Source organism: Streptomyces sp. NPDC003042, from assembly GCF_053591315.1.
This window is the reverse complement of the sequence record NZ_JBSFTP010000021.1, coordinates 1-12,947: the sequence shown is the minus strand read 5'-3', so window position 1 is coordinate 12,947 and position 12,947 is coordinate 1. Positions and strand designations below refer to the sequence as shown.

11 protein-coding genes, 1 rRNA gene and 1 pseudogene are annotated in these 12,947 nt (G+C 72.2%); 2 read left to right on the top strand and 11 right to left on the bottom strand.

The features are described from left to right. Positions 1 to 100: 100 nt before the first annotated feature. The 4 genes from recN to ACWDYJ_RS13910 all read right to left on the bottom strand — a co-directional run bounded on the left by recN (position 101) and on the right by ACWDYJ_RS13910 (position 3,989). Positions 101 to 1,828, bottom strand: coding sequence for a DNA repair protein RecN (gene recN, locus ACWDYJ_RS13925; RefSeq protein ID WP_451565794.1), 1,728 nt, complete (start codon positions 1,826 to 1,828; stop codon positions 101 to 103). A gap of 82 nt (positions 1,829 to 1,910) precedes the next feature. After that, positions 1,911 to 2,807 (bottom strand): NAD kinase, encoded by an 897-nt coding sequence (locus ACWDYJ_RS13920; protein WP_451565740.1) that lies wholly within the window; start codon positions 2,805 to 2,807, stop codon positions 1,911 to 1,913. An 89-nt stretch (positions 2,808 to 2,896) separates the two neighbouring features. After that, positions 2,897 to 3,712 carry a TlyA family RNA methyltransferase gene (locus ACWDYJ_RS13915; RefSeq protein WP_451565739.1) on the bottom strand — a complete coding sequence of 272 codons (816 nt, stop codon included), beginning with the start codon at positions 3,710 to 3,712 and terminating at the stop codon, positions 2,897 to 2,899. A gap of 7 nt (positions 3,713 to 3,719) precedes the next feature. Next, the gene (locus ACWDYJ_RS13910; protein ID WP_451565793.1) at positions 3,720 to 3,989 is read right to left on the bottom strand and encodes a hypothetical protein; all 270 of its coding nucleotides are present in this window, start codon (positions 3,987 to 3,989) and stop codon (positions 3,720 to 3,722) included. Positions 3,990 to 4,152: 163 nt separating this feature from the next. On the opposite strand from ACWDYJ_RS13910, the gene ACWDYJ_RS13905 reads away from it, so the two are divergent. Then, positions 4,153 to 4,500: a sterol-binding protein gene (locus ACWDYJ_RS13905; protein WP_451565792.1), complete on the top strand. Its 348-nt coding sequence runs from the start codon at positions 4,153 to 4,155 to the stop codon at positions 4,498 to 4,500. A 33-nt stretch (positions 4,501 to 4,533) separates the two neighbouring features. Here the strand turns inward: ACWDYJ_RS13905 and ACWDYJ_RS13900 are convergent, their stop codons facing one another. The 4 genes from ACWDYJ_RS13900 to ACWDYJ_RS13885 all read right to left on the bottom strand — a co-directional run bounded on the left by ACWDYJ_RS13900 (position 4,534) and on the right by ACWDYJ_RS13885 (position 8,642). Then, positions 4,534 to 5,373, bottom strand: a complete 840-nt coding sequence (locus ACWDYJ_RS13900) for an ABC transporter ATP-binding protein (protein ID WP_451565738.1) — start codon at positions 5,371 to 5,373, stop codon at positions 4,534 to 4,536. Then, on the bottom strand, positions 5,370 to 6,446 hold the full coding sequence (locus ACWDYJ_RS13895; RefSeq protein WP_451565737.1) for a FecCD family ABC transporter permease: 1,077 nt from the start codon (positions 6,444 to 6,446) through the stop codon (positions 5,370 to 5,372). Before ACWDYJ_RS13895 ends, ACWDYJ_RS13900 begins: the two co-directional genes overlap by 4 nt. Then, complete coding sequence (locus tag ACWDYJ_RS13890; RefSeq protein WP_451565736.1) at positions 6,443 to 7,495, bottom strand: FecCD family ABC transporter permease; 1,053 nt, start codon at positions 7,493 to 7,495, stop codon at positions 6,443 to 6,445. Before ACWDYJ_RS13890 ends, ACWDYJ_RS13895 begins: the two co-directional genes overlap by 4 nt. 115 nt (positions 7,496 to 7,610) lie before the next feature. Then, a complete protein-coding gene (locus ACWDYJ_RS13885; protein ID WP_451565735.1) occupies positions 7,611 to 8,642 on the bottom strand; it encodes an HAD hydrolase-like protein in 1,032 nt (343 codons plus the stop codon). A 98-nt stretch (positions 8,643 to 8,740) separates the two neighbouring features. Here ACWDYJ_RS13885 and ACWDYJ_RS13880 point away from each other — a divergent pair, with 98 nt between their 5' ends. Continuing rightward, on the top strand, positions 8,741 to 10,012 hold the full coding sequence (locus ACWDYJ_RS13880; protein WP_451565734.1) for a DUF1015 family protein: 1,272 nt from the start codon (positions 8,741 to 8,743) through the stop codon (positions 10,010 to 10,012). Positions 10,013 to 10,073: 61 nt separating this feature from the next. On the opposite strand, the gene ACWDYJ_RS13875 is transcribed toward ACWDYJ_RS13880, so the two are convergent. From ACWDYJ_RS13875 to rrf, 3 genes and pseudogenes are all read right to left on the bottom strand, one after another. Beyond that, positions 10,074 to 10,913 (bottom strand): hypothetical protein, encoded by an 840-nt coding sequence (locus ACWDYJ_RS13875; RefSeq protein ID WP_451565791.1) that lies wholly within the window; start codon positions 10,911 to 10,913, stop codon positions 10,074 to 10,076. A gap of 459 nt (positions 10,914 to 11,372) precedes the next feature. Continuing rightward, positions 11,373 to 12,158 (bottom strand): annotated as a pseudogene (locus ACWDYJ_RS13870) (hypothetical protein); the annotation flags it as partial. Between the two features lie 503 nt (positions 12,159 to 12,661). Further along, positions 12,662 to 12,778 (bottom strand): 5S ribosomal RNA (gene rrf, locus ACWDYJ_RS13865). Between the last annotated feature and the right edge of the window lie 169 nt (positions 12,779 to 12,947).

Genomic DNA, 12,947 nt, shown 5'->3' with positions numbered 1-12,947 from the left:
TCGTGGCCGCCCGCCGCCTCCCCGGTCCCCGGCCCGGGGCGCGACAAAGGCCCGGGAGACAGACACCCCCGGGCCGTCGCACCGCGCGGACAGGGCAGGCCTACGCGTCCGCCCGCGCCGCCGCCAGCAGTTCCTCGGCATGCGCCCGCGCCGTCTGCGAGTCCTCCTGGCCGGCCAGCATCCGCGACAGCTCGCGGATGCGGTCCTCGCCCTCCAGCACGGTCACCCCGGAGCGCGTCACCGACCCGTCGACGGTCTTCTCCACCAGCAGCTGCCGGTCGGCGAAGGCCGCCACCTGAGGCAGGTGCGTGACGACGACCACCTGCGCCGACTTGGCCAGTTTCGCGAGCCGCCGCCCGACCTCGACGGCCGCCTTGCCGCCGACGCCCGCGTCGACCTCGTCGAAGAGGTAGGTCGGCACCGGGTCGGATCCGGCGAACACGACCTCCACCGCCAGCATGACGCGTGACAGTTCACCGCCCGAGGCGCCCTTGGCGATCGGCCGCGGCTGGGCGCCGGGGTGCGGGGCCAGCAGCAGTTCGACGTCGTCCGCGCCCGAGGGGCCGTACGCGACCGCGCGTCCGCCCACCTCCACGCCTTCGGCGTCCTCCGTCTGCCGGATGTCGATCGTCACCCGTGCGTGCGGCATCGCCAGCGAGGCCAGTTCGTCGGTGACCGCGGCGGCGAACCGTTCGGCCGCCTCGGTCCGGGCGTCCGTCAACGCCTGTGCGAGCTGGGACAGTTCGGCCCGCAGCGCGTCCCGCTCGGCGGTCAGTTCCGCGATCCGGCCGTCGTCGCCGTCCAGTTCCAGCAGCCGGGCGGATCCGCGCTCGGCCCACTCCAGTACGGAGGCCAATCCGCGCTCGGTGTCCCCGTACTTGCGGGTGAGCTGGGTGAGCGCCGCCCGCCGCTCCTCGACGGCGGCCAGCCGCAGCGGATCGGCGTCCAGGTCGTCGGCGTAGCCCGCGAGTTCCCCCGCCACGTCGGCCAGCAGGATGCCCAGCTCGCCGATCCGCTCCGCGAGCGCGCCGAGGGCCGGGTCGTGGGAGCGTACGGATTCCAGCGCGCGGTGCGCGCCCGCGACGAGCGTGTTCGCGTCGATGCCCTCCGGGTCCTCGGGGTTGCCCGCGAGGCCCGCGTGCGCGACCTGCGCCGCCGAGGCCAGGGATTCGGCGTGGCCGAGCCGCTCGGCCTCCTCCGCCAGCTCGACGTCCTCACCGGGCAGCGGCTCGGCGGCGGCGATCTCGTCCAGGCCGAAGCGCAGCAGGTCGGCCTCCTGGGCGCGCTCGCGGGCCCGGGTGGTGATGGCGTCGAGGTCGACGGCCACCGCCCGCAGCCTGCGGTAGGCGCCCGCGTACTTCTCCAGGGGGACGGCGACCGCGTCGCCCGCGTACCGGTCCAGGGCCTGCCGCTGCCGGGCGGGCCGCAGCAGCCCCTGCTGGTCGGTCTGCCCGTGTACGGCGACCAGGTCGTCCGCGAGCTCGGCGAGCAGGCCGACGGGCACGGAGCGGCCGCCCACGTGGGCGCGCGAGCGCCCTTCGGCGGACACGGTCCGGCTGATCAGCAGGGCGCCGTCGTCGAGCTCGGCCCCGGCCTCCTCCGCGCGCAGGGCGGCGGGGGCGTCGGGGCGCATGACGAGGCGGCCCTCGACCACCGCCGCCTTGGCCCCGATCCGCACCAGGGCCGGGTCGGCGCGGCCGCCGAGCAGCAGCCCGAGGCTGGTGACGACCATCGTCTTGCCGGCGCCGGTCTCACCGGTCACCGCGGTGAAACCGGGCGACAGCTCGACCACCGCGTCGTCGATGACTCCGAGCGACCGTATCCGCATCTCCTCAAGCACGGGACGACGATACCGAGGTTTCACCGGTGCCATGTGACCTCACCCGCCGGGAGTTCTCCGAACGGGTGTGCTAATGAGGTGCGCCGCGCCACCCCGACACCGGCAGCGCGAACTTCGCGACGAGCCGGTCCGTGAAGACCGCGTGATGCAGCCGGGCGAGCCGTACGGGCACCGCGCCCCGCCGGACCTCCACCCGGGCCCCGGCCGGCAGCTCCAGCATGCGCCGGCCGTCGCACCACAGCACCCCGTGCGGAGTCCCGGTCTGCACCTCCACCGCCAGCACCGAGTTCGGCGACGTCACCAGCGGCTTCGCGAACAGCGCGTGCGCGCTGATCGGCACCATCAGCAGCGCCTCCACCTCCGGCCAGACCACCGGCCCGCCCGCCGAGAAGGCGTACGCCGTCGAGCCCGTCGGCGTCGCGCAGACGATCCCGTCGCAGCCGAAGCCGGACACCGGGCGCCCGTCGACCTCCAGGACCACCTCCAGCATCCGCTCCGGGGACACCTTCTGGACCGCGGCCTCGTTCAGCGCCCAGTCCCGGTGGACCACGTCGCCGTTCCTGCGCACGATCACATCGAGGGTCATCCGCTCCTCGACCTCGTAGTCGCGCGTCACGACCCGGGCCACGACCTTGTCCAGGTCGTCCCGCTCGGCCTCGGCGAGGAACCCCACCCGCCCCAGGTTGACCCCGAGCATCGGCACCCCCGAACCGCGCGCGAACTCCGCACCGCGCAGCAGGGTCCCGTCCCCGCCCAGCACGATCAGCAGCTCACACCCGTCGAGCACCATCGGGGTGCACTCGGCGACCAGCTCCACCTCGGGCGGCAGCGGCAGGTCCGCCGCCTCGTTCGCCAGGACGCGGACCCCGATCCCGGACTTCAGCAGCCCCTGGACGACCAGCTCCGCGCTGCGGATGGCCGCCGGCCGCCCGGTGTGCGCGACCAGGAACACGGTCCGCACCCCCACCGAGTCCCCCGTATCCCCCGGACTCCCCGCATCCCCCGGACTCCCCGCGTCCACTGACACGACTGACGCTGCTGACGCTGACACATCTGTCACTGCGGCCCCTCCGCCACTGCACGGTCCACATCCCCCGGGTCGAGTGCAGGTGCGCCCGCCCGCAGCCACAGAAAGTACTCGACGTTGCCCGACGGCCCGGGCAGTGGACTCGCGGTCACCCCGAGTACACCCAGCCCCAGCTTCCAGGCCTGCGCCGCGACCTCCCGTACGGCCTCCGCGCGCAGCTCGGGGCTGCGCACCACTCCCCCGCTGCCGAGGCGGTCCTTGCCGACCTCGAACTGCGGCTTCACCATCAGCACCAGGTCCGCGCCCGGCGCCGTGCACCGCACGAGCGCGGGCAGCACCAGCCCGATGGAGATGAAGGACAGGTCGCCGACGACGAGGTCCACCGGGATTCCGTCGATCGTCTCGACCGTCAGCTCGCGCACGTTCGTACGGTCCTTGACGGTGACCCGGTCGTCGCTCTGCAGCGACCAGGCGAGCTGCCCGTAGCCGACGTCGACGGCGACGACGTGGTCCACGCCGGAGCGCAGCAGTACGTCGGTGAACCCGCCGGTCGAGGCGCCCGCGTCCAGCGCCCGCCGACCCTCGACGACCAGCCCCAGCGGCCGGAAGGCGGCGAGCGCGCCGGCCAGCTTGTGGCCGCCCCGGGACACGTAGTCGGGGTCGCTGTCGTCCTTGAGGACGACCAGGGCCGCGCTGGTCTCGACCTGGGTGGCCGCCTTGGTCGCGGTGGTACCGCCCACGGTCACCCGGCCCGCGGCGATCAGCTGGGCCGCGTGCTCGCGCGAGCGGGCCATGCTGCGGCGTACCAGTTCGGCGTCCAGGCGGCGGCGTGCCACTCCTGCCACGTTCGGTTCAGCTCCTGTTTTCGTAAGGTCCGGGGACGGGCGGTGCGTCCAGCGCGGTCAGCGCCTCGCGCAGTCCCCTGTGCACATCCTCGTACACCTCGACGTGCCCGTCCGCCGCCAGGTGGTCCGCGTCAGCCAGCCGCTCCAGGTGCGCGTCCACCGCGGCGTGCCCGGTGGGAGTGCGTACGAGACCCAGCGGCGCGGGCGGGACAGGCTCGGCGGACGCCGCCACGGACGCCGCCACGGAATCCGCCACGGAATCCGCCACGGGCTCCATCACGGGCTCCGTCACGGGCTCCGTCACGGACGCCTCCGCGGGCTCCGTCACGGGCTCCTGGGTGACGTCGGGAACGCTCCCGGACGCTTCGTCGGTCATGCCCCGACGCTACCCCGAAGGCGGCCGCGACCACGCACGGCTCTGCGGTACGGTCGTGATCACCATGGCTACGATCGAGGAGTGCCGCGAAGCACTCGACCGACTCTCCGACAACCTGACGCGCGCCGAAGGCGGCATCCGCGGCGCGAGCGTCTTCGACCGGTCCCTGAGCTGTCACATGACCGACCTGGACCAGACCTTTACCGGCCGCCTCGACGGCGGCCGGATCCGGGTGGACACGGTCGCACCCGGCCCGCCCCGCGCCAAGGCCGAGATCCGGCTCGCGATGACGGGCGACGACCTGCTCGCGCTGGTGGCGGGCCGGCTGAAGTTCGCCAAGGCATGGGCGGGCGGCCGCGTCCGCCTCGAAGCCGGCTTCCGCGACCTGCTCCGCCTCAAGAGCCTCCTGTAGGCCCCCTCCGGCCGTCTGGCGATCAGGCGCCGATCAGACGCCCGCCCGCGTACGGGCCTGCCGCCCCGCCGGAACCACCAGCGGCGTCCCGGTCTCCGGGTCCTCGATGATCTGGCAGCGCACCCCGAACACCTTCTCGACCAGCTCCGCGGTGACCACCTCGGCCGGCGGCCCCTGCGCGACGACCACGCCGCCGCGCAGGGCGATCAGGTGGGTGGCGTAGCGGGCCGCGTGGTTGAGGTCGTGGAGCACCGCGACCAGCGTCCGGCCCTGGTTCTCGTGGAGCTCCGCGCACAGGTCGAGCACGTCGAGCTGGTGCTGGATGTCCAGGTAGGTCGTCGGCTCGTCGAGCAGCAGCAGCGGGGTCTGCTGGGCGAGGGCCATCGCGATCCACACGCGCTGGCGCTGGCCGCCCGACAGTTCGTCCACGGCCCGGTCGGCGAGTTCCGCGACCCCGGTGGAGGCCATCGACTCGGCGACGATCCGCTCGTCCTCGTCCGACCACTGCCGCAGCAGGCCCTGGTGCGGGTACCGGCCGCGCGAGACCAGGTCGGCGACCGTGATGCCGTCCGGCGCGATGGAGGACTGCGGGAGCAGGCCCAGGGTCTTGGCCACCTTCTTCGCCGGCATCGACCCGATGGCCTGACCGTCCAGCAGCACCCGCCCGGCCGACGGCTTCAGCATCCGCGACAGGGCCCGCAGCAGAGTGGACTTCCCGCACGCGTTGGGGCCGACGATGACCGTGAAGGAGTGGTCGGGAATCTCCACCGACAGGTTCTCGGCGATGACCCGCTGGTCGTAGCCGAGGGTGACGTTCTCCGCGGTCAGCCGCTGCACTTGCGTACTCCTCAGGTCTTGATACGTCGCAGTCATATACGTCCCGCCCTGCGCTCCATGACGAGCAGCCAGAGCAGATAGACACCGCCGACGAGCCCGGTCACCACACCCACCGGCAACTGGTCCGCGCCGAAGGCCCGCTGCGAGGCCAGGTCGGAGGCCAGCAGCAGCACGGCGCCCATCAACGCGCCGGTGAGCAGGTTCGACCCGGGCGAGCGGGTCAGGCGCCGGGCCAGCTGGGGCGCGGCCAGCGCGACGAAGCTGATCGGGCCGGCCGCCGCGGCGGCGGCGGTGGTCAGCAGGATCGCCGCCAGCATCAGCAGCATCCGGGTGCGTTCCACGCGTACTCCGAGGGCGTACGCGGCGTCGTCGCCCATCTCCATCATCCGCAGGGCCCGGCCCTGCCCGAGGATCAGCGGGAACAGCACCGCGCAGGTCACCAGCAGCGGCCAGACCTGCGACCAGTCGCGGCCCGCCAGCGAACCGGTCAGCCAGACCATCGCCCGGGTGGCCTCGACGACCTGCGCCTTGGTCATCAGGTACTGGATGAGGGCCACCAGCATGGCGGAGGCCCCGATGCCGACCAGCACCAGCCGGTAGCCCTGGATGCCCCGCTTGTACGCGAGCAGGTAGACGGCGACGCCGGTCAGCACACCGCCCACCAGCGCCCCCAGCGCCACCTCGGTGGCGTCGCCCTTGAACAGCACGATCACGGCGAGCGCGCCCACGGCCGAGCCGTACGCGAAGCCGAGGAGGTCCGGCGAGCCCAGCGGATTGCGCGAGACGGACTGGAAGACCGCCCCGGACATCCCGAGGGCCGCGCCGACCAGCACCGCGACCAGGACCCGGGGCAGCCGCAGGCCGTTGACGATGAAGTCGTGGGCGGGACTGCCGTTGCCCACCAGGGTCTGGACGACGTCCCACGGCGCGATCTGGAAGTCGCCGGTGCCGATGAGTGCGACGGCCAGCACCAGCATCAGGGCGGCCAGCACCAGTCCGGCCGCCAGCGCGCGCCGCTCGACGCGCACCGAGATCCGGCCGGGTCCGCGCAGCGCCCGGAGTCCGGACTTCCGGGAAGCGGGGGCGGGAGCGGGGGCGGGAGCGGTCACAGCTGGGCCATCCTCTTGCGCCGAACCAGGTAGATGAAGACGGGCCCGCCGATGAGCGCGGTGACGATGCCGACCTGCAACTCGGCGGGCCGGGTGACGACGCGTCCGATCACGTCGGCGCCCAGCAGCAGCACCGGGGACAGGACGGCCGAGTACGCGAGGACCCAGCGCATGTCGGGCCCGGTGATGATCCGTACCAGGTGCGGAATCATCAGCCCGATGAAGACGATCGGCCCGCAGGCGGCGGTTGCCGCACCACACAGCAATGTGATGGCGACCATTGCACCGATCCGCGTGCGCATCAGATGCGCGCCGAGCGCCCGCGCGGTGTCGTCGCCCATCGCCATCGCGTTGAGCGGCCGGCCCAGCGCCAGCGCCAGCACGGCTCCGACGAGCAGGAAGGGCGCCACCTGCCGGACGGTGTCCATGTTGGCCGAAGCCAGCGAACCCACCGTCCAGAAGCGGAGCTTGTCCAGCGCCTTGGTGTCCATCAGCTGTACGGCGTTGATGTAGCCGACGAGCGCCGCGCTGGCCGCGGTACCGGCGAGCGCGAGGCGCACCGGCGTAGCGCTGCGGCTGCCGCCGAGCACGTAGACGAGGACCGAGACGACGGCGGCGCCGAGGAAGGCCCACCAGACGAACTCGCTCAGCGAACTGGCCCCGAGGAAACTGATGGCCGAGACGACGGCTGCCGCGGCGCCCGCGTTGACGCCGAGGATGCCGGGCTCCGCCAGCGGGTTGCGGGTCAGCGCCTGCATCACCGCGCCGGACAGGCCGAGTCCGAGCCCGACGAGCACCCCGAGGACGGTCCGCGGGACCCTCAAGTCCCGTACCACCACGTCGTTCGGGGTTCCCGCGTACGCGAACAGGCCGTGCCAGACCTCGTCCAGCGGCATCTGCTTGGCGCCCACGGCGATGCTCGCCACCGCGACCAGGGCCAATACGGCAAGGGCGATCAGCAGACCGACGGCGCGCGCGCCGTGGCGCGCACGGGTGACGGCGACGGCGGGCGCCGCCGTGCTCTGTTCTGGGGGACTCTCGACCAACACGAAAGTTAGGTTAGCCTACCCTCTGATACGCCCGGTTCCCCGGGACGGCCGAGCAGGGACCGACCCCGTCCCGGCCCGCCCGGCAAGAACCCCTGGAACGCCGACGGGACAGCCCTCAGAGGCCCAGCAGCGCCAAGGCCTTCCCCGCGTCCAGCCCGCAGGAGCCGTTTGCGGCCCGCGTCCAGGCCGCCGCGCACAGCGCCCGCAGCCCGTCGACCGGATCGCCCTCGCCCCGCACGTCCAGTACGTCGTCCAGCGCGACAGCCGTCCAGCCACCACACCGGAAGCCGTCCCCGTCCCGCTCCACCTGAGGCTGCCCGGTCAGCAACCCCCGCAGATCCCGGTCCACATACGTCGGCCGGTGCTTCGGCTCGGCCCGCAGCAGCTGCGCCCCGTCCGTCACCCCGGTCAGCACCAGCAGGGAGTCCACGTCCCCGTTGAACGCGCCCTCGATGTCGGTGTCGAGCCGGTCCCCGACCACCAGCGGCCGCTCGGCCCCGGTGCGCAGCACCGTCTCCCGGTGCATCGGCGGCAGGGGCTTGCCCGCCACCTGCGGCTCGGCGCCCGTGGCGATCCGCACGACCTCCACCGCGGCCCCGTTGCCCGGCCCGATCCCGCGCGTGCCCGGAATCGTCAGGTCGGTGTTCGACGCGTACCACGGCACTCCGCGGTTGATCGCGTACGAGGCCTCCGCGAACCGCCCCCACGGCAGGTCGGGACCCCCGTACCCCTGGACCACCGCGGCGAGACCCTCCTCGTCGGCGGACTCCACCGGCACCAGCCCCCGCTCGCGCAGCGCGACCCGCAGCCCCTCGCCGCCGATCACCAGCACCTTCGACCCGGGCTCCACCTGCTCCGCGATCAACCGGGCCACCGCCTGCGCCGAGGTGATCACCTCGCCGGCCTCGGTCGGAATCCCCAGCTCGCTCAAGTGCTCCGCCACCGCGTCCGGAGTCCGCAGCGCGTTGTTGGTGACGTACGCCAGGTGCATGCCCTCGGCCCGCGCCACGGCAAGGGACTCCACGGCGTGCGCGATGGCCAGCCCACCCGCGTACACCACCCCGTCGAGGTCGAGCAGAGCGGTGTCGTACGCCTCGTGCAGACTCCGCTCACTGCCTGCGGGACTGGTCCTGCTCTGCCGCGTCATCCGTTCCGCTCCTCATACGATCGCACTTGTCTGAAATTGCGCTGTACCCCTGCTCCCCCGATCATCCCGCATCGCAAGACGCGTCTTACCATGCACCAATGACCACACCTGGCAACGCGGAGCACGGGCTGCGCCTGATCCCCTTCCACGGACTGCGCTATGTCCCGGAGCGCGTCGGCAGCCTGGCCGCCGTGACCTCGCCGCCGTACGACGTGGTCGTACGCCCCGACGGAGTCGACTACCTCGAATCCGCCGACCCGTACAACATCGTCCGGCTGATCCTCCCGCGGGCCGAGACCCCGGCCGCCCGCAACGACCAGGCCGCCCGGACCCTGCACGCCTGGCTCGCCGAGGGAATCCTCAGCACCGACCCCGAGCCGGCGCTCTACGTCTACGAGCAGCGCAAGGGCAGCCTCCTCCAGCGCGGCATCGTCGGCGCCCTCGCCCTCTCCGGCACCGAGGCGGGCATCGTCCTCCCGCACGAGGACGTCATGCCCGACGTCGTCACCGACCGGGCGGGCCTGATGCGTGCCACCTCGGCCAATCTCGAACCCCTCCTCCTCACCTATCGCGGCGACGGCCCGGGCGCCGGAGCGGCCGCCGTCGTAGAGACCGCCGCGACCCGCACGCCCCTGCTGTCGACCGTCACCGAGGACGGCTTCTGCCACCGCCTGTGGGCCCTCACCGACCCCGACGAAGTGGCCGCCGTCACCGCCGACCTCGGCCACCGCCAGGCCCTCATCGCCGACGGCCACCACCGCTGGGCGACGTACCTGCGCCTCCAGCAGGAGCACCTCTCGCCGACCCCCTGGGACTTCGGCCTGGTCCTCCTCGTCGACACCGCCCGCTACCCGCTCCAGGTCCGCGCCATCCATCGGATGCTGCGCCGCCTGCCGCTCGCGGACGCGCTGGCCGCGATAGAAGGCTCCTTCCGGGTCCGCCCGGTCGACGGCCCGCTCCCCCTCGCCCTGGAAGCCCTCGCCGACGCCTCGGAGCGGGGCAACGCCTTCCTCCTGACCGGCGACGGCACCTTCCACCTGGCCACCGACCCCGACCCGGCCCTCATCGAGCGCACCGTCCGCCACGACCGCCCCGAGGCCTGGCGCCGGCTCGACGCGACCGTCCTGCACGCCTGCCTGCTCGACACCCTGTGGCAGGTCCCCGACGCCCCCGACCACATCGCCTACATCCACGACGCCGCCGCCACCGTCGCCATGGCGGAACGCCACGGCGGCACAGCGGTGCTGCTGCACCCCGTACGCGAGGAAGTGGTCCGGGACCTGGCCCGCCAGGGCGTCACCATGCCCCGCAAGTCGACCTCCTTCGGCCCGAAGCCGGCCACCGGCCTGGTCCTGCGCAGCCTGGACTGATCCACCCCGAACGCACGAAAGGGCGGTACCCCCACCGGGGGTACCGCCCTTTCGTCGTTACTTACGCCTTGTCGTCCTCGTCGTCCTCGGCGTCCTCGGCGTCCGCGATGACGACGACCTCATCGGTGACGTCCACGTCGGCGTCGTCGGCGGGCTCGTACTCGTCGTCGTCCTCGTCGTAGTACTCGGCCTGGTCGGTCGCACGCTCGGCGGCGGCCACCTCGGCGTCGTACGAGTCGTCATCGACGATGTCCTCTTCGACCTCAGCCTCGGCGGCGTCCACGAACTCGACACCATCCAGCTCGGCGAGCCGGTCGGAGGCGTCGGTCGCCCCGTCCTTGTCCGCCTCGAGCGTCTTAGCGAACCACTCGCGCGCCTCGTCCTCACGACCGGCCGCCAGCAGGGCGTCGGCGTAGGCGTACCGCAGGCGCGCCGTCCACGGCTGCACGGCGCTGGAAGCCAGCTCCGGGCTCTGCAGGGTCACGATGGCGGCGTCGAGCTCGCCCATGTCCCGGCGGGCACCGGCCGCGACCAGACGCATCTCGACCTGGCCCGCCTTGTCCAGCTTCTGGACCTCGGGCTCGCCGGCCATGGCCAGCGCCCGCTCCGGACGGTTGAGACCGCGCTCGCAGTCGGCCATGACGGGCCACAGCTCGACCGAACCGGTCATCCGCTTGGCGGCGCGGAACTCCGCGAGCGCCTCGCTGTACTTCTGCGTCGCGTACGCGGCGAAGCCGGCGGCCTCGCGCACCGCGGCGACACGGGAGGCCAGACGCAGGGCGATACGGGCGTACGCGTACGCCCGCTCGGGGTCCTCGTCGATCAGCCGGGCCACCATGACCAGGTTGCGCGCGACCTCCTCGGCCAGGCCCTTGGGCAGGCTCAAGAGCTCCTGGCGCACATCGGGGTCGATCTCGTGCCCGGTGATGTCGTCGTCGATCGGAAGCCGCTTGACCGGGTCCCGGTCACGGTCCGCGCGGAAATCACGGTCGCCGCCGCGGTCGTCACGCCCACGGAATCCACCACGGTCCCCACCACGGTCGTCGCGACCACGGAAGCCACCACCGGTGGGACGGTCCCCACCACGGTCATCGCGACGCGGGTAGCTCGGACGGTCGCCGCCACGCTCATCACGACCGCCGCGGAAACCACCGCGGTCGTCATCGCGACGGGGGTAGCTGGGGCGGTCCCCACCACGGTCGTCACGGCGGGGGAAGCTGGGACGGTCACCACCACGGTCGTCACGACCACGGAAACCACCAGCGGCGGGACGATCCCCACCACGGTCATCACGACGCGGGAAGCTCGGACGGTCCCCACCACGGTCGTCACGACCACGGAAACCACCAGCGGCGGGACGACCACCACGGTCGTCCTCACGACGCGGGTAGCTCGGACGATCCCCACCACGGTCATCACGACCACGGAAACCACCAGCGGCGGGACGATCCCCACCACGGTCATCACGACGCGGGAAGCTGGGACGGTCGCCACCACGGTCATCACGACCACGGAAGCCGCCACCAGTGGGACGGTCGCCGCCACCGGTGGGACGACCACCACGGTCGTCCTCACGGCGCGGGTAACTGGGACGGTCGCCACCACGGTCATCACGACCACGGAAACCACCACCGGTGGGACGATCCCCACCACGGTCATCACGACGGAAGCCACCGCCAGCGGGACGGCCGCCACGGTCGTCGTCACGGCGCGGGTAACTCGGACGGTCGCCACCACGGTCATCACGACCACGGAAACCACCACCGGTGGGACGATCCCCACCACGGTCATCACGACGCGGGAAGCTCGGACGGTCCCCACCGCGGTCATCCCGACGGAAACCGCCACCGGCGGGACGACCACCACGGTCGTCCTCACGACGCTGGTAACTCGGACGGTCGCCACCGCGGTCGTCACGGCGCGGGAAGGACGGACGGTCGCCACCACGGTCATCGCGACGGAAACCGCCACCAGCAGGACGGTCGCCGCCACCGGTGGGACGGCCGCCACGGTCGTCGTCACGGCGCGGGTAGCTCGGACGGTCCCCACCACGGTCGTCACGACCACGGAAACCGCCACCGGTGGGGCGGTCTCCACCACGGTCATCACGACGCGGGAAGCTGGGGCGGTCCCCGCTGCGGTCATCACGGCGCGGGTAGCTCGGACGGTCGCCACCACGGTCATCGCGACGGAAACCGCCACCAGTAGGACGGTCGCCGCCACCGGTGGGACGGCCGCCACGGTCGTCGTCACGGCGCGGGTAGCTCGGACGGTCCCCACCACGGTCGTCACGACCACGGAAGCCACCACCGGTGGGACGATCCCCACCACCGGTGGGGCGACCACCACGGTCGTCACGGCGGAAACCGCCACTGGCGCCACCACCGGTCGGCCGGCCACCACGGTCACCGCCACGGTCGTCACGGCCCCCGCGGTAGCCGCCCCTGTCACCACCGTCGTTGCGCCGAGGCTCGCGCTCCGGACGATCGTCGGGAGAGTTGGACATGGGTGTAGCTCCTGTCTTCGGGGTACCGCTAGTCATTCTCGCGCAACCAACCCATGGCCGCGCTTCGGCGTAAAGATCTACAAAAACAAAAAAGGACCCTTGGTCCAGCGTTGAACGCTGGACCAAGGGTCCTTTGAAAGATTGTTCGGCGGCGTCCTACTCTCCCACAGGGTCCCCCCTGCAGTACCATCGGCGCTGAAAGGCTTAGCTTCCGGGTTCGGAATGTAACCGGGCGTTTCCCTAACGCTATGACCACCGAAACCCTATCGGTTTCGAGCGAACAAGCACACTTTATAGTTATGTTCAAGCTCTAGAAACCAGCAACAGTTCGTTGCTTCAGAACTACACAGTGGACGCGAGCAACTGAGGACAAGCCCTCGGCCTATTAGTACCAGTCAGCTCCACCCGTTACCGGGCTTCCACATCTGG